The following is a 23,387-nucleotide window of genomic DNA, read 5'->3' on the forward strand; positions in this document are numbered from 1 at the left end:
TTCGGCGATCATCTATCAGTTTGAAGGTACGAGTGAATCCGAGGCACGGCTTCAGATGCGCGGTCGCACTGATACCTGCGCATGAACTCAAATTGCCTTAATTTGGGATAATCTATTTGTCCGTTTTTTCGTCGTCTTGGGACAAGATTGTATCTGCCACTGTGGTCGCCGCAGTCACGAAAACACCCAAGCCTACAATGATATACACCATTGTGAAGATTTTCCCCGCCGCAGTTTCAGGTGAGAAGTCACCGAACCCTACGGTCGAAATTGTCACTACGGAAAAGTAGATCGAGTCTAGCCAACTCCAACCTTCGACAAAGTGGTAGAAGACCGAGGCCCATAAAATCATTCCGACTGTGAAGGCAAGAAGGCCTTTCACTCTACCGTCCTTGAAAGCGACGCCTATCCCACGTGTTATTCTAGTTAGCGAATTCATTGTGTCCCCGTCGTTTGAAGAATTCACATATAACAGTAATTAGATGGATGTGGGAAATTGAAGCATTTTAACCGCGTCTAGTTTAATTGGGGCGTCCAGGCGCAGTCGTCAAAGCTAATGCAATGTGCTCGTTTATGAAACGTTAAACGCGTTTCAAGCCAGCTATTTTGAAACTGGATCAGCAGCACATCCTAAATTTAGTCCTTTAACCGTTTCTTGGCCGCCCGACCAATTCCGCAAGAGAAGTCGGCTAAATGGTCAAGGTCATTTAGGGTTCAGCAAAATAAGAAGCCACATATTCCATTAACATGATGCTTTAATGGTCTAGTCTGCCCAAGAAAGGAATCAGAACCTTAGGAGAAAAGCGTGCGGTTCATCACAAAAGGTGTAATGGTTTGTTGCGCTGTCGCGTTCGTCGCGGTTGTTGTGGCATGGCTTTTCCTGTCCTCTGCGTTGTTTTCTTCTGTCAGAACCACTTTTGTTGAAAACCTGATCTCGAAGAAACTTGGTCAGGACGTGTTAATAGAAGATGAAGTGCGTCTAGGCCTTGGTCGGCAACTGCAGGTATCCGCAGCGGGATTGGTACTACCCGGCGCGATCAAGACCGAAGCGAATCTGGCAGCAATCGACAAACTTGAGTTCAATATTTCCGCCCGCGACCTTTGGAACAGCAAATTGTCGCTGAGTGAGCTTTCTCTCTCGGGTGTTCACCTCAACTTGATCACGGACAAAGACGGTGTCGGAAACTGGCAGTCCACTTCCCAAACGGGCGCTAAAGCCGGGGATCCGGCCAAACCTGCAAACCTGCCTGTGGCTGGAATCCTAACGGACCAAAAAATTGACCTGACCGATGTTGCCGTTCTTTACCAGAACGATCTAAACGGGCTTGTGCTGGATCTGCAGCTTCCTGAGCTGTTTTTAAAGCGTGATACGGAAACCGACGTTGCGACCGCGGTTGGGGCTGGTTCACTAAATGGAGCGAAGTTTGATCTGAACGCGAGCATTCCCGCGGACGACCCGTTTCAGGTCGCTGTGAACTTCGAACAGATTGCGATTGCCGTCGAAGAAGTCCCTCAAGAGAACGGGCTACAAGTGAATACGACCATAGAGGTTGCCGAACTTGGTCAGCTTCTTGATATCCTGAAACTCAATCGCGTTCTGGAGGGTTCAGGAAGCATTGGTGCAACATTCAAATCAGTCGACGGCGTAGCCCGGATTGATGACCTGGCTGTATTGACTGAATTGGATGGTGGGCAAAGCCTTTCGCTGACGGGACAAATCGGAGAGTTGGGAAACCCAGAAGACGTATCCCTGACAACCCGCATTCGGTTGTACCCTGAAGATGCTGAACCCGCCCCAGCCGCGTCGCGGTATGATCTAAAACTAATAGCAGTTGACATGGTTATCGATAGCGTACCCGGGCAGGTCCCGCAGCGGCAAATGGTCATTGAAACCAACGGGTTCACATTGGATACCTCTGGTGAAGGGCCGCCCCCGATTAAGTTTTCCGAGCTTTCCAGAACACCCGAAGGCGCCTTGAGTGTTGGAAACATCAATTTGAGAATTGGGAACCCTGCTGATCCATTTATCATTTTGAACGGTTCGGTCGAAGACGCGTTGCAATTACAAGGCATATCAGCCGACGGGTTAATGGATATACCCGCAAGCAGCTTGATCTCACCAGAGCTTCTGGGACCGGATGATCAACTTGGTCGATTTTCTGGTAACTTTCATTTGAACGGCGACATCAATCAGCTTTCGCTGACAAATTTGGATGGCCAGACAAGCGAAACGGAACTTTGGAACCTTGAGGTGCATGGCTCTGTCAAAAATGTGCTCAAATTCGAGAACCTGGACTTGGCAATTCAAGTAGAAGTCCCCTCCGGAGCGGACCTGTTAGAAGCCCTATCGCTTGAACGGGTGGAAACTGGACAGGCTATCTTTGAAATTGGCCTTGCCAGCGAAGGAACCGATTGGGATGCGAATGCGAAAGTCAAGGTTGCCGACTCTGTCCTGCAATTTATGGCCGATCTTGATGATGCAACGAGTGATCCTGTACTGCAGGGTTCCATAGAGAGTGACTTGATAAAGATAGATCAGATCCGAACCATCGCTCAGGCCGCTGCACAATTGAGGAAAATTGGTGGTCCAGAGCCCGACGAGGAAGACGTCATTGAAGAATCCGGCGACACTAGCCCTCTAAGAGATGTAACGCTTAAACCTATTGGGCGTTCAATTCTCTTGTCCGGTATGGATATGGATGTCGACGTTGACCTTCGGCACATAGAGGGTGCCAAAGGCATCAGCAGTTTGCAGAGTGAACTGACGCTCAACGAAAATGAACTCAAGGCCGGACCTTTGAATTTTGAATACGGAGGTGCTCATTTCGATGTCAGCGGACAAATGGATCTATCGAACGACGCGCATCTGCTCACGCTGACCGGCACAGCAGGCGGCTGGCAGCTGGATGAAATTCTTCACAACCTGAACTTCAAAAAGGGCGCAAGCGGTACCATCTATGCAGATTTTTCGGTGACCGGCGGAACCGATTCACCTAAGCATTTTGCCAACAGCATGAACGGCAATGCCACGGTCTCAATGCGTGACGGCTCGATCGAGACCCAGCTTTTGGATCTGGCAGGGCTAGGGATACTACCTTGGGTGTTTACCAAAGAGAAACAAAAGATTGCTCCGATCGTATGTTTGCGTGCACCGATTAGTATTTCAAATGGAAGTATTTCGACGAAACAAACCACATTGGAGACAGATCATGTCCAAGTCGTCGTCTTTGGCGGTGTTAATGTGGCGGGCAAGGTTTTGGACTTAAACCTGCAGCCCCGCAAGATTGGCGAACCTCTGTCGAAGAGCCCCTGGCCCGTGACCTTGAAAGGCCCACTAGCGAAGCCGAAGATCAAGGTAAAAGACGGTCCCAAGCGACTGAAACGATCGGATGGTGCGGACAAAATGCCGGCAAAAAGAAAACTCTGCGTTCCGGATATTTTACAACTGCAGTAGTGGCGAAGGCAGTCGACAAAAGAACACAAATAAAGTTCAAAAAGAATGACATCGCTTTCAGGATGCGATCTTTGCTTTGGGTTTTCTCTCGATGTATTCCACACTTTAGTTGAATGGAAACTCTCTTAGAGTTCAGCCGACATGATGGAAGGACTTTGAGACGCAAATGGAAAAACGTGTGCACTATTGAAATGGCAGCTAAAGTAAAATCAATCGCTTAGTTAAGCGTGAACGACACATAGTTCTGCCACCAGTGACAAAACCTTGCCATTTTCGCCTCACTTCTTTCATCAGGTATCCAATTCAACTTCATCTTTTGGGATTACTTCGGGCGGAATGCGGAAATTCGCAGCAGGTGAGAGGGATATCCGGCGAACTTAAGTAGCAAGCATTCAGGCTTAGGTGACTGTGCAGGCTATACTCTGACGAGTCGACCACTCAACCAGAGAACGCCTCACATAACTCCCACAGGACGCTCGTGTTTCGACGTTTTTAGTAAACAACCAATGGTTTTGTACCCCGCCAATGAAGGCTTCTTTTAGCGATGATGTCTTTTTCCCAAGCCTTGTAGCCAAGCGTTCCTTTCGACCTATCTGATCATGGAAGATAGATTACTGGAGCTTAAAATGAATCGGCACCGGTAGACTGAGGGTTACGACGAAGCGATTAAAACACAATGCGCGCTTCGCCGTACACTGTAGTTACTTCAGATAAGTGTTGAGCCAATCAATGGTGCGGTACCAGGCTAGGTTTGCCATTTCCTCGTCATAACGAGGCGTGCTGTCGTTATGAAAACCATGGTTGGCATTATCGTAGATGTAGGCTTGGTAAACCTTTTCGTTGGATTGCAGGGCGGCTTCAAAATCCGGCCAACCTGCGTTGCTGCGCTCATCAAGCTCTCCCATCTGAATCTGCAACGGTGCCTGAATTTTGGCCACATCCTCAACTGCTGGCTGGCGACCATAGAATGGCACGCCCGCCGCCAATTTTGGGGAGGCCACGGCAATTGCGCTGACCACACCACTGCCATAGAAGAAACCCACAACTCATCCCGCCCTGGCTCTGAAACTTCACTAAGCCTTTGATAAAAATTGACACTTTGATCACTGGCGTAGATGCGGGCTGTCGCAGAAAGTTGAGCCGCATCCAACTCAAGTTGGTCATTCAACTAGACAAAAAAGTCTAGTTTCTCCGTATCATTCAGGGTGTGGTAGCGCCGTAGGATCGTAGACGCGAGAGTGAAACCTGATACTTCACCTTCGGCAGACAATAGCGCTTCACATAGTTCGGCAATGGACCGTTTGTCATCTTGGCCACGCCTATTTCAGTACGCTCCAGAAATTGGTTCAATTGATCACCCAGAAACCAATTCCGCTGCATTTCAGGGCTCCATCTGACTACTCAGGTATTCGCCTGTTCGACGATAGTGATCAACTAGGTGCCGAGTTGCGCTGTCCGCGTCGTGATTTAGTGCGGCGTCCAAGATTTGCTGATGCTCAGCGGCAATGTCCCGCTTCTTGTAGCTCGAACCGCCAGCCGCCAGATAGCGATAGCGAATGTTCAGGTCGTATAGCTGCGAGCAATACCGTAGCAGCAATGGCAGTTTTGCATTTTCCAACAAGGCCATATGAAACGCTTTGTGGGCGTCTTCGAAGTCAGGCGCGCCTTTTTGACTGGCCTTTTTCATATGATGGTGACGCAAGACTAGCCTGTCCTCCCAAGCTCCGTCTGCATTGACGATGGAAGCGCGCAGCGCTGTTTCCTCGAGGTTGCATCGCAACAGGAGTATTTCTTCGAAGTTACACTTGCTGACTGGTGCTGCCCGAAATCCGCGCTGATCAATCCGCTCGACCAACATATCCGATGTCAAAAGGCTAAGCGCTTCGCGAACCGGACTAGCGCCGGTGTCCAAAAGCCCCCGAAGCTGCTCGATCTTGAGTTTTTGTCCCGGAGGTAATTCTCCGGTCAAGATCATGTCGCGCAGCCTTCGATACGCGCCATGCGTGGCTGATGTCTCTTTACCCTCAGTATCAAGCATGGCGTCCATATCCGACCGTTCCTTTGTTCGCGGCAAAACTTTTGATTGCTCTTAACTGAGGGCACTCGTTCCAGTCGATAGGCCAACTGAAAGGCTCAGCGAGCCTTCGTTGATCATCCAGCGCCGAAGTTCAAATTCGCGCGCACCGCTTTGGTGCATCGGATCGTCCTCGGCCAGTTTTCGGGCAGCCTCAAGACTGTCAGCACGATAGATAATCAGGCCCATTCCTTGCATGTGCTCACCAGTCTCATCCGACATTGGCCCTGCAAAAGCCAGCTGTCCCGCGCGTTCAAGCTGTGCCTGATAGGCCAGGTGGTCAGATAGCGACGCCTTTACATCTTCGGGTTTTTTGGCAGGCGTGCTGAGTACTACGTAGAGTTCCAAAGCAAGTGCACCACGGCTTTTTGCTTCTGATTTGTAGTTCGCCCAGGCAACCATTTGCGTCCTCCAAAAATATCGATATTATTTGACATATTGCAAAATAGTCGGCAAAAATCAAGTGAACTGACATGGATGGTGAAAATGAAATACCTGGTGGGAGAGACTTTGGATGGCACAGCGGTTTTTGCTGTAAACGGTGAAAACGCAGTGAATCTAACGGCTTTGAACCCTGTCGTCGGTTCGGATTTGATGGGTTTGATAGCCAAGCCTGAACTGGCCGACTCACTTGCCCCCAAAATTGACGCGGCAGACAGTGTGCCCGTGTCTTCCATCACTCCGGCATTGCCCGTTGCCGCTCCCGGAACGATCATTTGCATGGGGTTGAACTACACGGACCACATCAAGGAAGGCGGGTATGATATCCCGGAGTATCCGACGCTGTTTATGCGTGGGAAGAATTCGATCATGGCGGCAGGGCAACCTATGGTGCGGCCGACCTGTTCCGAGAAACTCGACTACGAAGCCGAGCTTATGCTGATCGTTGGAAAACGCGGCCGTCATATCTCGGAAGAGGACGCATTGGATTATGTCTTCGGCTACACCGTGTTTAACGACGGGTCGCTGAGGGATTACCAGCGTAAAACCGTTCAATGGACGCCCGGCAAAAACTTCGATGACACAGGCGCGATCGGCCCTTTCACTGTAACGCCGGAAGACTTGCCGGAGGGAGCATCCGGCCTGAAAATCGAAAGCCGCGTGGGGGACGAAATCCTGCAAAGCTCGAACACCGCCAACATGATCTGGGGGGTCCCTCAGGTCATCGCCACGATCTCGGAATATACCACTCTCGAGCCCGGTGATCTGATTGCGTTGGGTACGCCGCCGGGTGTTGGTCACGCCAAAAAGCCCAATCCACGTTGGTTGAAGCCGGGTGAAACCGTCGAGGTCGAGATTGAGGGCATCGGCATATGCGCCAGCCCCGTCATCGACGAAAAGGACGCCGAGACTAAGGTGGCCGCAGCATGAGCGCACCAACCGGGGCAGAGCTGGTGGCACTTCGCGCAAAGGCGCAGCAAGATCATCGCGATCTGCGCGAGCGCATCCCACGTCTTTCAGACGACGCAATTGCTCTGATCCTCCGCGAATCCAGATCTCATTACGCCTGGACCGACAAGGCTGTTTCTAACGAATTGCTTGAAGAGATCTATGACATCACGATCAACGGCGCGACCAGCATGAACACGCTGCCCGCCCGCTTCGTTTTCGTTAAAAGTGCGGAAGGAAAAGAGCGCCTAGCTAAGTCGTTAAAGCCGAAGAACGTGCCAAAGATGATGGATGCGCCGGTCACTGCGATCATTGCTTATGACATGGACTTCTGGAAGGAATTACCTTTTCTTTTCCCGCACGAAGATCGACGGCCACTTTTCGAAAATAATCCCGAATATGTAGCCGATACAGCGTTTCGCAATGGAACGCTTCAGGGCGCTTACTTCATGATCGCCGCGCGTGCGGTTGGGTTGGACGTCGGCGCCATGTCTGGCTTTTCAAACAAGATCGTCGACGAGGAATTCTTCGCGGGCACGACGCTCAAGTCGAACTTTCTTTGCAATCTGGGCTACGCAGACGAAACAGGATTGTTTCACAAGCTGCCTCGCTTCTCATTCGAAAAGGTTTGCTCTTATGCATGAGGAGGTGACGCTGTGGCGATGAAAGTGAAACCTGTCGTGACCTACCGTACGACAGCTCAATGCCCGACACACGCGCGCACCGAGATCCCAATTCGCGATCTGGACGTGATTATCGACGAGCCTGTCGAACGAGGCGGAACAAATCTTGGTCCGTCTCCGACTGAAGCCGCAATGGCAGCCCTGATCGCCTGCACGAATGTCATCGGGCACAAGAATGCGCACCGCTTGGGAATTGATCTTGGCACCGTGACAATCGACGCGAAATGCAGGCTGGATCGGCGCGGTGTCCTGATGGAAGAGGAGATCGATGTTCCGTTTCCCGAAATCGAACTCACTGTGAAGTGCGATACGCCCGCCAGTCAGGAGGATCTGACACGCGTGGGCGAGGAGACAGCCAAGTATTGCGCCATCGCAAAACTGTTTCAAGCGGCAGGCACGGACCTGACCGTCAACTGGGTCAAAACCAACCAATAAAAATCGACAGGACCCGACTTTCTGGGAGGAGAGAAATGAAAAACTGGACTAAACGCAGCCTAATGGGATTTGCTCTGGCAGGCACCATGGCGTTGCCTCTTGCAGCAGAAGAGACCATTTCCGCCGTCGTGATTGATGGCTATCCCGATCGGGCCTTGTGGGTGAAAGAATTCACCAACTTCTTCATTCCAGAAGTGGACAAGCGGCTGGCCGACTCCGGCAACTACAAGATGAACTGGCAAGAGAACTATGGCGGTTCGATCGTAAAGCCGAAGGGCGTGCTGGAAGGGATCCAGCTTGGCCTTGGCGACATCGGCATTGTCACAACTATCTTCCATTCGTCCAAGTTGCCCAGTCAGGGGATATCGGGGTCGACCCCGTTCGTGTCATCGGACTCTCGCGCGGTAGCCAAAGCCGTGGATGAGATCGCGCGCGAATACCCAGCGATGCAAAATGAGTTCGCTGCGCAGAACCAAGTCTATCTGGCGACCGGTGTAGTACTCGATACGTATCAGGTTTTTTGTACAGAGCCGGTCTCGGCTGTTTCTGATCTGGAAGGCCGAAAAGTGGCAGGGGCGGGACTGAACCTCCGATATCTCGAAGGTATCAAAGATGCAGCGGGGGTTCGTGGTGGCCTGACCGATTTCTACAATATGCTGCAAACCGGCCTTGTTGATTGTGCGATGCTGTGGCCTGAAGCAGCCAAGACCTTCAAGATCGCCGAAGTAGCTCCTTACATGCTCAAAGCTGACTTGGGTGCCGTGAACTCCAAGACGATCACAGTGAATTCTGACTATTGGGCAAAGTTGCCGGATGAAGTCAAAGGCGTTCTGCAGGCCGTCGCAATTGACTACCGTGATCATGTGGCTGGCATCGCTATGGACCGGGCTGCGGCCTCAAGGGACGCATACACCGAAGCCGGCGGGACGATTGTCGAAGTTTCGGACGAAGACCGAGCGGCCTGGGCCAACGCAATGCCAAATGTAGCACAGGAATGGGCAGCCACACTGAATGAGAACGGTGAACAAGGCGACGCGATACTGGCCGCTTATCTCGGCAAGCTGCAGGACGCCGGTTTTACCGGAGTGCGTGACTGGACAGCCGAGTAACAGTCTGGCGATCCACGAAAGGGGCCTTTCATGCTGAAGACCGCAGTTGCTGGCTTGTCGCGGGTCGCCAATTCGCTTGCTATCGCCGCCAACGCATTGGGTACGCTTGTCGTCCTTGCGTTGGTGGTCATTCTGAATGTCGACGTCATTGCGCGCGGTCTGTTTTCGGCACCTCTGCGTGGCACCTATGAAATGGTGCAGTTTTCGGTCGTGATGATCGTTTTTTTGCAGCTGGCCGACGTAGTCAGAGTGGATCGGCTGACGCGCTCGGACGGGTTTCTGAACCTGCTACACCACCGCCGTCCTGGGCTAACGGCCAACCTGAGGCGCATTATCAATGCCATCTCCGCAATCTTCATGGGTCTGATTGCTTATGTAACCTTTCCCGAGTTCCTGCATATGTGGGAGACACAGGACTACTTCGGAGTTCCGGGTCTTTTTACTCTGCCATGGTGGCCGGTCAAACTGGTCATCGCGTGCGGTACTGCGCTTGCCTGCGTGATCTTCCTGCTCAAGGTTGTCACGGCGCAGGACCGCCCGCATCTAATTCGCGCACCTGAACATGACGAGGCCGCAGAATGACGCCGATTGAGATTGGCCTGATCTCGGTCATAGCCATCGTCTTTCTGATTTACGCAGGCGTTTACATTCCCATCGCATTGGGCGTGGTCTCGTTCGTGTCGATCTGGCTGATGCGGGACAATTTCACGCTTGCGCTCAACCTGCTGAAAGTGGCGGTCGGCGACAGCGCGATGGAATACAGCTTCGCAACCATCCCGTTGTTTACTTTCATGGGGCTCATTGTCTCAAAAGCCGGGTTGGGCAGGGACATCTACGAGGTCATGACCATGCGATTTCGCAAGGTCAAAGGCGGTATCGGTATGGCAACCGTTGGAGCCAACGCCGTCTTTGCCGCAGTGACTGGGTCATCAATAGCCTCCGCATCCGTGTTCACCAAGGTCTCGGTCCCGCAAATGATGGCGCAAGCTTACAACCCGCGCTTTGCTGTTGGCGTGGTCGCCGGGTCTTCGGTTTTGGGGATGATCATCCCGCCCTCGGCGATGCTGATCATCTATTCCTTTGTCGCCGAGCAATCTGTGGGGGACATGTTCCTTGCGGGCGTTATTCCGGGGATCATGCTGGCGATCGCTTATGTAGGCGCGATTTGGGTTATGGGCCGTTTCACCCCAGCATTCGTCGGTGGCCGCGTTGTCGAAGACACCGAGTGGATGTCAGGGCGCGAGATAGCCTCCAAAACACTGCCGACACTGTTCATCATTACCATCGTCCTTGGTGGTATCTACACAGGTTGGTTGACTGCCGTAGAAGCTGGGGCCGCCGGAGCTCTCGTTGCGCTAATCATCGCGGCTGCCCGTAAGTCGATGTCTCCACGCGCATTCTGGGACGCGTTGCTGGAAACCGGTCACATCACAGCCGCGATCCTGTTCCTGATCACAGCCGCTTCAATCTACAGCCGCATGCTGGGGCTGGCCGGGCTGCCCAATCAACTGCAGGATCTGCTTGCGGGGAATTCCGCATCTTTCTGGTCGATCATGCTGCTCTATGTTCTGTTGATGCTATTTCTGGGAACATTGCTCGATACCGCGTCGATCATTCTGATTGTGGTACCGCTGTTCCTGCCCATGGCCGAAGCGCTTGATATGTCGCTGATCTGGTTTGGCATTATCACCGTGGTCGGGGCTGAAATCGGTCTTTTGACACCACCTTTGGGTATATCCTGCTTCGTTATCAAATCCACGATTAACGATGACCGCATATCACTTAAGGACGTGTTCATGGGCGCGCTTCCCTTTGCGTTCGTGATGCTGATCGTTCTGTTCATTCTGATCGAGTTCCCGATCCTCAGCCTTGCCCTGATTTAAGGAGGACAAGATGCGCTCTGTCACCAAAGACAATATCACCGACGTCTTCATGGGGTACCTGTCCAAAGATACTGATCCACGGATGCGTGAAATCATGGGCTCCCTGGTCAAACACCTCCACGACTTTGCGCGGGAAACCAACCTGACGCATGACGAGTGGCGGGCCGGGATTGCGTTTCTGGAAGGCTGCGCTGCGGTGGAAACCGAGGATAGGCATGAATTCGTGCTAGCCTCGGACGTGTTGGGCCTGTCGTCATTGGTTGATATGCTGCATTCCAGTGCCGATGCGACCAGTTCGTCCGTTTTAGGTCCATTTCACGTCTCGGGCGCCCCCCCGCTGCCAATCGGTGGCGATATGAAGCGTCACTACGGCGGGCCGGTTCTACTTGCAGAGGGCGTGATCCGCGATACCGAAGGTAACCCTATCGCCGGGGCAGAACTGGATATCTGGCAAACGGCACCCAACGGCCTCTACGCCAGTCAGGATGAAGAACAGGACACCTACTCTTTCCACGGGCTGATGTCAGTTGGCGATGATGGCAGATATGCGTTCACCACAGTTAAGCCAGTTGAATACACCGTGCCGTCTGACGGGCCAGTCGGTGATATTCTGCGCGCTTGTGGTCGCCATCCATGGAGGCCCTCACACTTGCACTTTATCGTCAAAGCCCCCGGGTATCGCTCACTCGTGACGGAGATTTTTCCGGACAATGATCCCTATTTAGATCAGGATACTGTCTTTGGCGTTCGGGACGATCTGGTAATGACATATGTTGAACGACCTGCATCAGAATTTCCCGATGGCATGGAGCTTTCTGGTAAGATCGCCGAACCTTTCTTGCACGTGAATTTCGACGTGACGCTTGCCAGGGTCTGAATGATATTGAGGAGGCTTAAGGTGCTGAAACATATCTCCATTTTAAGTGCGGCGTTATTTTGCAGTACCGCCGTCGCAGAACAGCGACCGATCTTTGACGCACATATTCACTACAGCCACGATGCCGTCAAACTGGTTCCACCTGAACAGGTGGCCGAAATCCTTCGAGATGCAGGCGTGCGTAAAGCGCTGATTTCCAGCTCGGATGACAATGGCACTCAGCTATTGTTGGCCGTGGCACCGGACATCGTTGTTCCGGCGCTTCGCCCTTATCGTCGTCGCGGTGAGATCAACACCTGGATGCACGATGAAACTGTAATCGAGTATCTGGAAACAAACCTGGCAAAAAACAACTACGAGGCCATCGGCGAGTTTCACGCTTACGGAGATGACATCAAAACGCCGGTCATCCAACGTATGATTGCACTGGCGAAAGAGCGGAACCTAATCCTGCACCACCATGGTGATCGCGAGGCCGTTGATTTGATCTTCGAAACATGGCCGGAAGCTCGGGTATTGTGGGCCCATTCTGGGTTTGACGATCCAGCCAGTGTGGTCGATGCGCTAGACATCTATCCCGGGCTATGGGCCGATCTGGCATTTCGTTCGGACATGGTTTCGCGAGGCCGTGTCGACCCGGATTGGAGGGCTGCGTTCCAAGCCCATCCCGATAGGTTCATGGTCGGTACGGATACGTTCGCACCTGAACGTTGGTACTACGTAGGCCCTCATGCCGATTTTTCGCGTGAATGGTTGGATTTGCTGCCGGACCAGATCGCAGACAACATTGCCTTTGCTAACGCAGAACGTTTGCTGGTATCAGAATGACCCACTGCGCTGCTTGGTTTCTTATATGGTCCAGCGCGGCGGTTGCTTGTGAAGCGACGGGGCAACGCATGAATTCGGAAGTTCAAAACGCACCCAAGGTTTATCTGACGGTCGACGAAATTCCGTTGGCCCAACCGTTTTCGGTGTTGGTTTCAGTTTGTAGTGAAACTGCTGTGGGCCAAATGCGTGTGGATGCAATCATGCCCGCTCATCAACATGGTATGAACTATACTCCCAAGGTTACCGCATTGGACGGCGGAGTGTTCCGAATTGATGATATGTTGTTTCACATGCCGGGTTTGTGGGAGCTGCAAATCGATGTCGACGTCAGTGGCCAATCGGTTTTCTACACGTCAGAAATTGCGCTGAAATGAAGCTGTGGATGACAGCTGCGCTAATTTTTCTGACCGGGGCAGTACGTGCAGATGTCTTGTTGACCGAAGACGAAATTGAACAAACGTTGTCCTTTGGGCCGTGGCCACCATCCTTCCAGCCGGATCCAAGCAATAGATTTTCCAAAGACGCCAGAGCAATCAAGCTCGGACAGGCATTATTCAACGATCCGGTATTGTCAGTCGATGGTGCATTTTCCTGTGCAAGTTGTCATGATCCTGAACAGGCATTTACGACGCCGGAGGCGCGGGCACTCGGTCGTGATTTGTTAAATCGAAACACACCATCACTGCGAAACCTTGCCGGGCTGCGCTGGTATGGTTGGGGCGGCAAAAGCGATAATCTTTGGGCAGCCAGCCTGCATCCGATCATCGAAGAACAAGAGATGGCGCATAGTGCCGAAAGCCTAAAGATAGCTATCTCTGAAAGTACCTACATTGATGATTTTGAAGCCATATTTGGTCACCTCCAGGATCAAAGCCCTGAACTTTTTCTGGTAAATACTGCAAAAGCTCTTTCTGCTTACTTGGAGACCTTAGCCACCGACCGGACGATATTTGACGATTTTCGCGATGCTTTGGAGCGCCGAGATATTGCAGCGGCTAAGGAATACCCCGAAGCAGCTCAGCGAGGTCTTCAGCTCTTTTTAGGGCGCGGAAAATGCGTATTTTGCCACAACGGTCCGAGGTTTTCCAACAACGAGTTCCATGACGCAGGTGTGCCATATTTTCTGAATGAAACCGAGGTTGACCAAGGTCGGTTCGGAGGATTGATCATTTTACTCTCAAGCCCCTACACACTGGACAGCGACTGGAACGACGATCCGGAAAAGAAAGGTGCCTGGGCCGTGCGAAATGTACGCAGGAGCCATTCTGATTTTGGAACCTTTCGGACGCCCAGCCTGCGGGGAGTGGCTGAAACCGCTCCTTACATGCATGACGGCAGCTTAGATGATCTGAAATCTGTGATACGGCATTACAGCAAAATTGATACTGAAAGGCTGCACGCCGACGGTGAAGCCATTCTTTCGGAATTGAATTTGTCTGAGCAGGAGATTGCAGACTTAGTTGCGTTTTTGGTCACGCTCTCCAAGGATTCTTAATAAAGCACTGGTGTAAAGGGCTTGGGAATGGGCTAATTGGCGAGCTATCTTAGCCTCTTCGTCTCTGGGACTAATTCGCTTCCGAAATTCTTAAACCTCCGCCTTTCACAAGCAAATCCACAATTGCGTCGACCCCGCTTCTGTGACGAAGTGACGAAAACAAGAAGGGCCTTCCTTTACGCATCATTTTCGCATCACGTTCCATAACCTGCAGCGAAGCGCCAACATGCGGTGCAAGGTCGGTCTTGTTGATTACAAGGATGTCTGATTTCGTAATCGCCGGCCCGCCTTTCCTGGGTATTTCTTCGCCTGCAGCGACATCGATCACGTAGATGGTCAGATCCGCCAGTTCCGGGCTGAATGTGGCTGATAGATTGTCGCCTCCGCTTTCAATCAAAACAATATCGAGATCCGGATGACGCGTCTGCATCTCGGCGACGGCGGCCAAATTGATCGAGGCGTCTTCGCGAATTGCTGTATGCGGGCAACCGCCAGTTTCGACGCCGATGATCCTGTCCCGCGGCAGGACCTGCATGCGCATCAGCGCTTCGGCATCTTCCTGCGTATATATGTCGTTAGTAATAACTCCCACCGAACAGACATCGCGCAGCGCTTCAGACAAGGCGGCGGTCAAAGTGGTTTTTCCGGCTCCTACTGGGCCTCCAATACCTACGCGAAGCGGGCCGTTCATACTGGTCATGTGCGGAAAATCCTCGAATACTGTGTTTCGTGCTTCATGGCCGCAATGTCCCCCAAGAATGTGGTAGAGCTTAACTCATCCAGGCTCGCCTTTTTTGCCCTTTCAGCAATCTGGGCACACAACTGTGTCAGCTGGCGGATCAACCGCTGCGCATCGGTCTGTCCCAGTGGTACAAGGCGCGTCGCACAGGCGACAAGGTTGCTTGCGAATGCTTGCAGAAACATCTTGGTCGTCAGCTGCGAGGGAAGGTTTTGAAGTCTTGCAGCCCGTCCAATCGAGACGGGGTAGGTGAATTGCCCAAGGTCCAATTCCCAGACACCTTTAGTGACGTTTCCGAAGGCCTGTCCCAGCAACTCGGTTTCCATGAGCCTTTCGGATGTCGCACAAAAGGCGCGCGCCGCGATATCGACGTTGATCAGTTCTTCTTTGTCATGCGCGTTGAAGGCCGCCACAACGAACACGGCATCATTCCACCCAGAGCCATGTTCCAGCACATCTGAAATCCAGGCTTCAGTATCCCGAGAATTCGCGACAGTTCCCCCGTCAATCGCAGCTTCAAGCCCGTGAGAGTAGGCAAACCCCCCAACAGGATAGGCAGGGGACAACCATTGTGTCAGCGTCAGGATGTCGGCGTCAGTGGGTGTGGCCATGGGTCCTGCCGTGGCCATAGGCCCCGCCTTCGGGGGTGAATGGTTCATTCACCTCTCGCACTTTTGCTCCGATTCTAAGAAGCATATCACGGATGACGTGATCGACTTGGATCAACAGGCGAGTCTTTTCAATCTGACAAGGCGTGTGCCGATTGCCGATATGCCAGGCGATACGTGTCAGGTCCGGTGCTTTTACCTCCAGCAACACTTCCGGTGCTGCCTGTATTTCCACTTCGCGACCGTCGTCCAAAACCAACGCGCCACCGTGGTTCAGTGAGGTCGTTTGCGCGAGATCGATGAGAATCTGTTCGCCGCTTTCGCAGGTAAGAACCTTACGCCGCAAAAAACGGTCGTCGTAGGTCAACGAGAGACAGTCTGCCGGATCGCCATGCGTGTGATCCGAATACTGGCGCGCAGTACAGAGCAGGGCGGTCATACCATCACCTCCTCTGCAGCGGGAATAGTCAGAGCCAGATTGAGTCCGAGAACACTCGGTGCACGATCCGTTCGCGCGTCAGACCGCGGTTTTTCAACTCTTCGTCGCTGAGCGATTGCAGGAATTCGACTTGCCGGACGCGAGATTGAGCTTCGGCTACGCTGATCAGGGCCGAGTAAATTGACGACCCGATGGATACGATTAAACCGGCCAGCGAAAAGCGCGTGTTTGTATGTGTTGCTGAGTGTGCCATTTGGACCCTCGTAAACGTTGGTCCTCCCATGGGTTTTTATATCTGTCATATTGGCCTCACTTAGAAGTGCGTATTTGGTCATTGCTGCCTTGCACGCGCCGCAACGCAGCACATTTTTTGATCAGAATAAAAAATATCGTTGCGCCATCGGCAGCGTTTCGGCGGGTTGGCAAGTCAGCAATTCGCCATCCGCTCGCACCTCGTAGGTTTCCGGGTCGACCTCGACATGCGGTGTCGCGTTGTTCAGCAGAAGATCCTGCTTGCCAATTTCTCGTGTGTTTTGGACGGCGACGGTTTGCTTTGCCAATCCCAGTGTATCACCGATCCCATCCGCATGGGCCGCCTGCGAGACAAATGTGATCGCCGAGTTTTCCACTGACCGTCCGTAAGCGCCAAACATCGGCCGACTATAAACCGGCTGCGGTGTAGGGATCGACGCGTTGGGATCGCCCATTTGCGCGCAGGCTATGGTGCCGCCTAGCAGAACCATCTCGGGCTTCACGCCGAAAAAGGCCGGGTTCCAAAGGACGAGGTCAGCGCGTTTGCCTTCCTCGATGCTCCCGATCTCGTGGCTGAGCCCATGGGCAATAGCAGGGTTGATCGTATATTTGGCGATATAGCGACGGACGCGAAAGTTGTCGTTCTCACCGGTTTCTTCGGGCAGGCGCCCGCGCTGTTTCTTCATCTTGTCAGCGGTTTGCCACGTGCGGATCAAAACCTCTCCGACCCGACCCATGGCCTGACTGTCAGACGCGATGATGCTAAATGCGCCCATGTCGTGCAGTATATCCTCGGCTGCGATTGTTTCACGCCGGATGCGGCTTTCGGCAAAGGCCACGTCCTCGGGGATGGATTTGTCGAGGTGGTGACAGACCATCAGCATATCCAAATGTTCCTCAACCGTGTTCACGGTGAAGGGCCGCGTGGGATTGGTCGAGGACGGCAGAACGTGGTTCTCGCCGCAGATCTTGATGATATCCGGGGCATGGCCGCCGCCTGCGCCTTCGGTGTGGAAAGCGTGAATAGTGCGACCCTTCATGGCCGCCACGGTATTTTCAACAAAGCCTGATTCATTGAGCGTGTCAGTGTGAATCATCACCTGCACGTCCATCGCATCGGCCACCGACAGGCAGCAATCAATGGCGGCCGGGGTGGTTCCCCAGTCCTCGTGCAGTTTCAGGGCACAGGCTCCGGCTTTGACCTGTTCTTCGAGCGCGGCAGGCAGCGAAGCGTTGCCCTTACCCGCAAAGGCTAGATTCATCGAGAAAGCATCCGCCGCCTGCAACATCCGCCCGATATGCCATGGACCGGGGGTGCAAGTGGTGGCCAATGTCCCATGCGCAGGACCTGTGCCCCCGCCCAGCATGGTTGTCAGGCCGGAATGCAGCGCGTCTTCGATCTGTTGCGGGCAGATGAAGTGGATATGACTGTCGAACCCACCTGCCGTCAGGATACGACCCTCGCCTGCAATGGCCTCGGTTCCGGGTCCTATGATGATGTCGACACCAGTTTGTGTATCGGGGTTTCCCGCCTTGCCGATCTTGGCGATCCGCCCGTCTTTCAGGCCAACGTCGGCCTTGTAGATGCCCGAGTGATCAACGATCAGAGCATTGGTGATGACCGTATCCACAGCGCCTTCGGCGCGCGTGGTCTGAGATTGCCCCATCCCGTCGCGGATTACCTTTCCGCCACCAAACTTGACCTCTTCGCCATAGCTGGTCAGATCATGTTCGACCTCGATCACAAGATCGGTGTCGGCCAGCCGCAGCTTGTCCCCTGCGGTCGGGCCGAACATCGCGGCGTAGTCTGAGCGCTTGATTTTTGCTGGCATCAGAGTGCCCCCATGACCTTTTGATTGAAGCCGTAGACCCTGCGCGCACCACTGATCGGGATTAGCAAAACTTCGCGGGCCTGCCCCGGTTCGAACCGCACAGCGGTGCCTGGCGCAATGTCCAGGCGCAGGCCACGCGCGGCAGTTCGGTCAAAGTCGAGCGCCGGGTTGGTTTCGGCGAAATGGTAGTGTGAGCCGACCTGAACCGGGCGGTCGCCGGTATTGGCGACCATCAAAGTGATCGCATCAGTGTCGGGGTTCAGGGTAATTTCACCATCAGCCGGGAACAGCTCCCCGGGGATCATTTGTTCAGATTTGTGATCAGCGCGACAGCAGCCAGCGCAACAACCGCCAGCCCAACGCCTATCGCCGCATAATCGGTGCCGTGCGCGTGGATATGCGTTCCATTATGGGCGGATGCCGGGCCAGCGAAGATCAGGGCGGGGAAAAGCATGCGTGTCATATTGGTTTCCTTTTTCAGCGAATGGGGTTGTGGACGGTCACCAGCTTGGTGCCATCTGGAAAGGTGGCTTCGACCTGAACTTCGTGGATCATTTCGGGCACACCTTCCATGCATTGCTCTCGGGTGATCACCTCGGCCCCGGCTTGCATCATGTCAGCAACTGAACGCCCATCGCGTGCACCTTCGACCACGGCATCGGTGATCAGGGCGATCGCCTCGGGGTGGTTCAGTTTGACGCCGCGGTCCAGGCGTTTGCGGGCGACTTCGGCGGCCATGGCGACCAACAGTTTGTCTTTTTCGCGAGGGGTCAGGTTCATGTCAAAGCATCCAGCATCGAGGCAGCGTGTCTTTGTTCAACCGACGTAAGATCGGCATCAATGTGCCACGGAGGGCAAAGCTGTTTTCGGCAAGAACACGAGCAACCAACAGGTTATTGCGGATCAAAGTCGCACCTGCGGTGTCGGGCAGCATCTGACGAATGGCATTCAGATGACCTTCGGCTGACCCCGATACAAAGACGATCAACGCCATCGCACCCGCGCCGTTTGCAATATGCGGTTTGGACAGATGTTTGTGCCAATCACCCGAGTACTGGATCGCGTCAAGGAACACCTTTTTTCCTTGGTACCGTATCTCGATCCGATCGTTTAGACGGATATCGGTCAGCGTCTCGCCCATCGCAATGCGGCCGAAGACCAGCGGCTCTACCATCAGCATCTCGGCATCTGGCGCCATCTCGATTTTCAGGCGTCGCTCCAGAGCGCTGCCATTGAACAGAATAGTCTCTTGCGGCAACCAGTTCAGCCGGGCTTCAGTCTCAACAGTCAGATGATTGGTAATCTGGCCACATTCTTGCGGCTTGGCCTTGTAGGCGCGCTCGCAGGCTTGTGTTGTCAAAGTCAGCGCCGTTCCTTTTGCTGCCTTACCGGAAAGTCGAAATGAGTCGCCTCCGGTTACGCCGCCTGCCGTGTTAAGAAGAACCGCGTCAAGATCAGGTGTGTTGGTTCTGGGGAACAGGCATTTATAAGACCCGGACTGGCGAAACTTGTTCAGCACAGTCCTGTCACCCAATTGCTTGGTACTCAAACTGACGGCGCCTGCAGCGCGCGGTGGAATAGCACTGTGCGTGGGCAATATGGCTGCAACGTGGGTAATAGGGCACCTTTGGAGCTTTGATTGGTGCCACTTGTTTCTCTGTTGAGGGGGCGGAACACTAATCTACAGAGTCGAAATCTGCTTAATTCGACATCGCGCGGCTAAATTTTAGACAGCGACCTCGGTCTTGGATGAAAAAATAGGCGCATCGCGCCGATTTTCCGAATTGGGTTAAAGGTAAGTTGCCAAGCTTGCTGCGATGCAGAAACCGTATGGGTGCCACCGCGGAGATGACCCGGGGGTGTGTGACGGCTGCGCGAATTGGACATCGAACACAACCGCCACACGGAACGCAACAACAGTTGCGGGGATCAGGTAGAAGAAGAGTGTGCCTTTGTGCAAGCCCTCTCTCCCGGCCCCGCCAGGAGGATCACATGAAATCGCTCAAATCCACACTCGCCGGATCGGCAGTATTTGCTGTCATGGCCACCGCCGCCTTGTCGACCGAAGACACGATCAAGGTTGGAGTGCTGCATTCGCTTTCCGGTACGATGGCGATCTCGGAAACGACGTTGAAAGACACCATGCTGATGCTGATTGACCAACAAAACGCCAAGGGCGGTCTGTTGGGTAAACAGCTTGAAGCTGTCGTGGTCGACCCGGCCTCTGACTGGCCTCTGTTTGCCGAAAAAGCGCGTGAGCTGCTAACCGTCCATGAGGTGGATGTAATCTTTGGTAATTGGACTTCGGTGAGCCGCAAGTCGGTTCTGCCAGTGATCGAGGAACTAAACGGTCTTCTGTTCTATCCGGTCCAGTATGAGGGCGAAGAAAGCTCTAAAAACGTCTTTTATACCGGTGCCGCTCCGAACCAACAGGCCATCCCCGCCACGGACTATTTCCTGGAGGAACTGGGGGTCGAGAAATTCGCTCTGCTCGGCACAGACTATGTCTACCCCAGGACCACCAACAATATCTTGGAAAGCTATTTGAAGCAAAAAGGTATCGCGGAAGCAGATATCTTCGTCAATTACACGCCTTTCGGCCATTCCGACTGGTCCAAGATCGTGGCGGACGTGGTCGCGCTGGGCGCGGATGGTAAAAAAGTCGGTGTGATCTCGACCATCAATGGTGACGCCAATATTGGTTTTTACAAGGAATTGGCAGCGGCTGGTGTTTCGGCAGATGACATTCCGGTCGTGGCCTTCTCGGTCGGTGAGGAAGAACTGTCCGGTTTGGACACCACCAACCTCGTCGGTCACCTCGCCGCTTGGAACTACTTCCAGTCGGCGGATACTGAGGCCAACGCGGAATTTGTGGACACCTGGAAAGCCACCATGGGTGATGAACGTGTGACCAATGACCCGATGGAGGCGCATTACATCGGCTTCAACATGTGGGTAAACGCCGCGACTGAGGCCGGTTCGACCGAGGTCGATGCCGTGCGCGCCGCGATGTATGGGCAGGAATTCCCGAACCTGACCGGAGGCACCGCTGTGATGCTGCCGAACCATCACCTCGCGAAACCGGTTCTGATCGGCGAGATTCAGGAAGACGGCCAGTTCGATATCATCAGTGAGACTGATGTCGTGCCGGGTGACGCCTGGACCGACTTCCTGCCGGAGTCGGCTGTGCTCGTCTCGGATTGGAAAGAGCTGGGTTGCGGTATGTACAACACCGAGACCAAGACCTGCGTTCAGACCCTGTCGAACTACTAACAGACCACGCAAGGCGGGTTTGTTTGCCCGCCTTGCCACAAAAGACATTCGGGTTTCACCACATGGTACGACTTTTCCTTGCGGGCCTCGCAATCCTGTGCGCCTGCCTGACTGCCAACGCTCAAGAGGTCGGTCTACAACCGATCCTGCAAGAGCATCAGGAGATCATCGCCAAAAGCTCCCGCAAGACGATCAAACCGGCGATTGATGCGATTGCGTCAAGCGGCTTGCCCCAAGCGCAAGTGATGCTTGAGACATGGGCAGCCAAGAACATGTGGATGCGCAAGTCGGACGGTCTGTTCTTTTCTGGTCAGAAAGGAGAGGGGCGGTCGTATGAATTGACCGACTTCGATACCGGAGAAGTCGTCGGTACATTTGAGAAATCCGAGCTTAGGCAGCTGAAGCCCAACAGCGGTATCCGCGCGATGATCGGGACCGCTCTGGTCCAGTTCCAACTGACCGATCCGGATCGCGCAAAACGTCTGGCCGCATTGCAATCCATCCAACGTGATCCCGAAAGTGCACTCTTGGAGCCACTTCGCGCTTCGATAGAGGATGAACCCGAAGCAGAGTTGAAGGCGCAAAAGCAGCGGCTGGAACGGTTGCTGACGATTGGTTTTGACGAAGATACTGCAGCCCGTGTGGCGGCGATCAAAGAAATGTCCGGCGATCTGGGCGTAGACGTTCGTGCGGCTCTGAACCCGTTGCTCGTCACTGCCCGCCGAGCCGCTACCGAATTGCCCCAGGACCTGAACGTCGCCGTTATTCTTGAAGCGGGCTCAGACGCCTTAACGTCTGATGAAGCATATGACTTGCTCGTTGCAGGAAACCTGGCCGCACCGCGTGTTTCGGCGGAAGATATCAGATCGGCACTGGCGGCCAATATAGAAGGTGGTCGTGTAGGTGGTACTCCTGTCGCACAGCTGAATTCAGATGCAATGCGCGCGCGTGCGTATACCTCTCTGGCAGAGGCGGGCACTGTGCCAGCCTTGGTCACGAAGGCGGATGTCAACGCTGCAGTTAACACGCATGTATTCTTCGAAACCTACAGTGAGCCATCTGCCGAGGTCACTGAAGCAGCAGAGAAAGCCCTGCAACAGATCGAACTGAAGGTCGGCCTGAACCAAACACTCGACCTGACGCTGGACGCGATCTCACTGGCGTCGATCTATTTCCTCGCCGCCATCGGTCTGGCCATCACCTTCGGCGTGATGGGCGTGATCAACATGGCCCATGGCGAGTTCATCATGATGGGTGCTTATACCGGCTACGTGGTGCAGCAGATTATCCCTGATCATACGCTTTCGATCATGGTTGCTATTCCAATTGCTTTTGCTGTCACCTTCGCGATGGGCGTCGCTATGGAGCGGTTGGTGATCCGCTGGCTTTACGCTCGCCCATTGGAGACGTTGCTGGCAACGTTCGGCATCTCAATTGCCCTACAGCAGCTGGCCAAGAATATCTTTGGTACGCAGGCGCGCCCGCTGACTGCTCCCGATTGGTTGGATGGTTCGTGGATGCTGAATGACGTGGTTTCAATCAGCTACATCCGCATTGCGATCTTCGTTCTGGCGCTGATTTTTCTGGGGCTTTTCCTCTACATCATCAAACGGACGAGGCTAGGGCTTGAGATGCGTGCAGTAACGCAGAACTCGCGCATGGCGGCGTCAATGGGGATTAATCCCGGGCGAGTGAATATGCTGACCTTTGGGCTTGGCTCCGGCATTGCCGGCATCGCCGGGGTCGCGATTGGCCTATTCGCCAAGGTCACGTCCGATCTGGGCAGCGACTATATCGTGCAAAGTTTCATGACAGTGGTTGTGGGTGGTGTTGGTAACATCTGGGGCGCGCTTGCAGGTGCGGGCATGATCGGCTTCTTGCAGAAGGGGATCGAGTGGTTGAACCCGTCGAACACCCTCGCGGCCCAAACCTACATGATCATCTTCATCATCATTTTCATCCAGTTTCGGCCGCGGGGCATTATCGCCCTCAAGGGTCGCGCGGCGGGGGATTGAGC

At 53.7% G+C, this 23,387-nt stretch carries 27 protein-coding genes; 13 read left to right on the plus strand and 14 right to left on the minus strand.

The window, feature by feature from the left end; genetic code table 11:
- Positions 1 to 112: 112 nt before the first annotated feature.
- Positions 113 to 382, minus strand: coding sequence for a potassium channel family protein (locus ACR0DE_RS04545; protein WP_480439390.1), 270 nt, complete (start codon positions 380 to 382; stop codon positions 113 to 115).
- Between the two features lie 423 nt (positions 383 to 805).
- Here ACR0DE_RS04545 and ACR0DE_RS04550 point away from each other — a divergent pair, with 423 nt between their 5' ends.
- A complete protein-coding gene (locus ACR0DE_RS04550; RefSeq protein WP_480752065.1) occupies positions 806 to 3,454 on the plus strand; it encodes an AsmA family protein in 2,649 nt (882 codons plus the stop codon).
- Positions 3,455 to 4,155: 701 nt separating this feature from the next.
- On the opposite strand, the gene ACR0DE_RS04555 is transcribed toward ACR0DE_RS04550, so the two are convergent.
- From ACR0DE_RS04555 to ACR0DE_RS04570, 4 genes are all read right to left on the minus strand, one after another.
- Positions 4,156 to 4,497 carry a dienelactone hydrolase family protein gene (locus ACR0DE_RS04555; protein WP_370644314.1) on the minus strand — a complete coding sequence of 114 codons (342 nt, stop codon included), beginning with the start codon at positions 4,495 to 4,497 and terminating at the stop codon, positions 4,156 to 4,158.
- Between the two features lie 157 nt (positions 4,498 to 4,654).
- On the minus strand, positions 4,655 to 4,834 hold the full coding sequence (locus tag ACR0DE_RS04560; RefSeq protein WP_480752067.1) for a hypothetical protein: 180 nt from the start codon (positions 4,832 to 4,834) through the stop codon (positions 4,655 to 4,657).
- 1 nt (position 4,835) lies between these two features.
- A complete protein-coding gene (locus ACR0DE_RS04565) occupies positions 4,836 to 5,492 on the minus strand; it encodes a GntR family transcriptional regulator (protein WP_480615705.1) in 657 nt (218 codons plus the stop codon).
- A 51-nt stretch (positions 5,493 to 5,543) separates the two neighbouring features.
- Positions 5,544 to 5,930 (minus strand): YciI family protein, encoded by a 387-nt coding sequence (locus tag ACR0DE_RS04570; protein WP_170663027.1) that lies wholly within the window; start codon positions 5,928 to 5,930, stop codon positions 5,544 to 5,546.
- Between the two features lie 84 nt (positions 5,931 to 6,014).
- Between ACR0DE_RS04570 and ACR0DE_RS04575 the strand changes: the two genes are divergently transcribed.
- The 10 genes from ACR0DE_RS04575 to ACR0DE_RS04620 all read left to right on the plus strand — a co-directional run bounded on the left by ACR0DE_RS04575 (position 6,015) and on the right by ACR0DE_RS04620 (position 14,227).
- Entirely contained in the window at positions 6,015 to 6,899 is an 885-nt protein-coding gene (locus tag ACR0DE_RS04575; RefSeq protein ID WP_170392801.1) for a fumarylacetoacetate hydrolase family protein, read from the plus strand.
- Positions 6,896 to 7,561, plus strand: a complete 666-nt coding sequence (locus ACR0DE_RS04580; protein ID WP_480752071.1) for a malonic semialdehyde reductase — start codon at positions 6,896 to 6,898, stop codon at positions 7,559 to 7,561. The genes ACR0DE_RS04575 and ACR0DE_RS04580 overlap by 4 nt, the downstream gene beginning before the upstream one ends.
- 18 nt (positions 7,562 to 7,579) lie before the next feature.
- Positions 7,580 to 8,035 (plus strand): OsmC family protein, encoded by a 456-nt coding sequence (locus ACR0DE_RS04585; RefSeq protein WP_170424878.1) that lies wholly within the window; start codon positions 7,580 to 7,582, stop codon positions 8,033 to 8,035.
- Positions 8,036 to 8,070: 35 nt separating this feature from the next.
- A complete protein-coding gene (locus ACR0DE_RS04590; RefSeq protein ID WP_170392798.1) occupies positions 8,071 to 9,144 on the plus strand; it encodes a C4-dicarboxylate TRAP transporter substrate-binding protein in 1,074 nt (357 codons plus the stop codon).
- A gap of 30 nt (positions 9,145 to 9,174) precedes the next feature.
- Positions 9,175 to 9,726 (plus strand): TRAP transporter small permease subunit, encoded by a 552-nt coding sequence (locus tag ACR0DE_RS04595; protein ID WP_170392797.1) that lies wholly within the window; start codon positions 9,175 to 9,177, stop codon positions 9,724 to 9,726.
- Positions 9,723 to 11,027 (plus strand): TRAP transporter large permease, encoded by a 1,305-nt coding sequence (locus ACR0DE_RS04600; RefSeq protein WP_480752073.1) that lies wholly within the window; start codon positions 9,723 to 9,725, stop codon positions 11,025 to 11,027. The genes ACR0DE_RS04595 and ACR0DE_RS04600 overlap by 4 nt, the downstream gene beginning before the upstream one ends.
- Before the next feature lie 10 nt (positions 11,028 to 11,037).
- Complete coding sequence (locus ACR0DE_RS04605; RefSeq protein WP_170392795.1) at positions 11,038 to 11,904, plus strand: dioxygenase family protein; 867 nt, start codon at positions 11,038 to 11,040, stop codon at positions 11,902 to 11,904.
- 21 nt (positions 11,905 to 11,925) lie between these two features.
- On the plus strand, positions 11,926 to 12,732 hold the full coding sequence (locus ACR0DE_RS04610; protein WP_170403577.1) for an amidohydrolase: 807 nt from the start codon (positions 11,926 to 11,928) through the stop codon (positions 12,730 to 12,732).
- A 68-nt stretch (positions 12,733 to 12,800) separates the two neighbouring features.
- A complete protein-coding gene (locus ACR0DE_RS04615; protein WP_170392793.1) occupies positions 12,801 to 13,106 on the plus strand; it encodes a hypothetical protein in 306 nt (101 codons plus the stop codon).
- 8 nt (positions 13,107 to 13,114) lie between these two features.
- Positions 13,115 to 14,227, plus strand: a complete 1,113-nt coding sequence (locus ACR0DE_RS04620; RefSeq protein ID WP_480752077.1) for a cytochrome-c peroxidase — start codon at positions 13,115 to 13,117, stop codon at positions 14,225 to 14,227.
- A 70-nt stretch (positions 14,228 to 14,297) separates the two neighbouring features.
- On the opposite strand, the gene ureG is transcribed toward ACR0DE_RS04620, so the two are convergent.
- The 9 genes from ureG to ACR0DE_RS04665 form a co-directional block, all read right to left on the minus strand.
- A complete protein-coding gene (ureG, locus tag ACR0DE_RS04625) occupies positions 14,298 to 14,927 on the minus strand; it encodes an urease accessory protein UreG (RefSeq protein ID WP_170392791.1) in 630 nt (209 codons plus the stop codon).
- Positions 14,924 to 15,577, minus strand: a complete 654-nt coding sequence (locus ACR0DE_RS04630) for an urease accessory protein UreF (protein ID WP_480752079.1) — start codon at positions 15,575 to 15,577, stop codon at positions 14,924 to 14,926. Before ACR0DE_RS04630 ends, ureG begins: the two co-directional genes overlap by 4 nt.
- Positions 15,561 to 16,013 carry an urease accessory protein UreE gene (locus ACR0DE_RS04635; RefSeq protein WP_480752081.1) on the minus strand — a complete coding sequence of 151 codons (453 nt, stop codon included), beginning with the start codon at positions 16,011 to 16,013 and terminating at the stop codon, positions 15,561 to 15,563. Before ACR0DE_RS04635 ends, ACR0DE_RS04630 begins: the two co-directional genes overlap by 17 nt.
- 28 nt (positions 16,014 to 16,041) lie before the next feature.
- Positions 16,042 to 16,266, minus strand: a complete 225-nt coding sequence (locus ACR0DE_RS04640; RefSeq protein ID WP_170392788.1) for a DUF1127 domain-containing protein — start codon at positions 16,264 to 16,266, stop codon at positions 16,042 to 16,044.
- Positions 16,267 to 16,387: 121 nt separating this feature from the next.
- A complete protein-coding gene (ureC, locus tag ACR0DE_RS04645) occupies positions 16,388 to 18,097 on the minus strand; it encodes an urease subunit alpha (RefSeq protein WP_480752083.1) in 1,710 nt (569 codons plus the stop codon).
- Entirely contained in the window at positions 18,097 to 18,402 is a 306-nt protein-coding gene (locus ACR0DE_RS04650; protein WP_223117017.1) for an urease subunit beta, read from the minus strand. Before ACR0DE_RS04650 ends, ureC begins: the two co-directional genes overlap by 1 nt.
- Positions 18,399 to 18,560 carry a peptidase M23 gene (locus tag ACR0DE_RS04655; RefSeq protein WP_480752088.1) on the minus strand — a complete coding sequence of 54 codons (162 nt, stop codon included), beginning with the start codon at positions 18,558 to 18,560 and terminating at the stop codon, positions 18,399 to 18,401. Before ACR0DE_RS04655 ends, ACR0DE_RS04650 begins: the two co-directional genes overlap by 4 nt.
- Positions 18,561 to 18,574: 14 nt before the next feature.
- Positions 18,575 to 18,877, minus strand: a complete 303-nt coding sequence (locus tag ACR0DE_RS04660) for an urease subunit gamma (RefSeq protein WP_170392784.1) — start codon at positions 18,875 to 18,877, stop codon at positions 18,575 to 18,577.
- A 1-nt stretch (position 18,878) separates the two neighbouring features.
- On the minus strand, positions 18,879 to 19,646 hold the full coding sequence (locus ACR0DE_RS04665; RefSeq protein WP_480752092.1) for an urease accessory protein UreD: 768 nt from the start codon (positions 19,644 to 19,646) through the stop codon (positions 18,879 to 18,881).
- Between the two features lie 443 nt (positions 19,647 to 20,089).
- On the opposite strand from ACR0DE_RS04665, the gene urtA reads away from it, so the two are divergent.
- Both urtA and urtB read left to right on the plus strand, forming a co-directional pair.
- Positions 20,090 to 21,370, plus strand: coding sequence for an urea ABC transporter substrate-binding protein (gene urtA / locus ACR0DE_RS04670; RefSeq protein ID WP_170392782.1), 1,281 nt, complete (start codon positions 20,090 to 20,092; stop codon positions 21,368 to 21,370).
- Between the two features lie 62 nt (positions 21,371 to 21,432).
- Positions 21,433 to 23,385, plus strand: coding sequence for an urea ABC transporter permease subunit UrtB (gene urtB, locus ACR0DE_RS04675; protein WP_480752095.1), 1,953 nt, complete (start codon positions 21,433 to 21,435; stop codon positions 23,383 to 23,385).
- The last annotated feature ends 2 nt before the right edge of the window (positions 23,386 to 23,387 follow it).

This window comes from Ruegeria sp. C10, assembly GCF_056537805.1.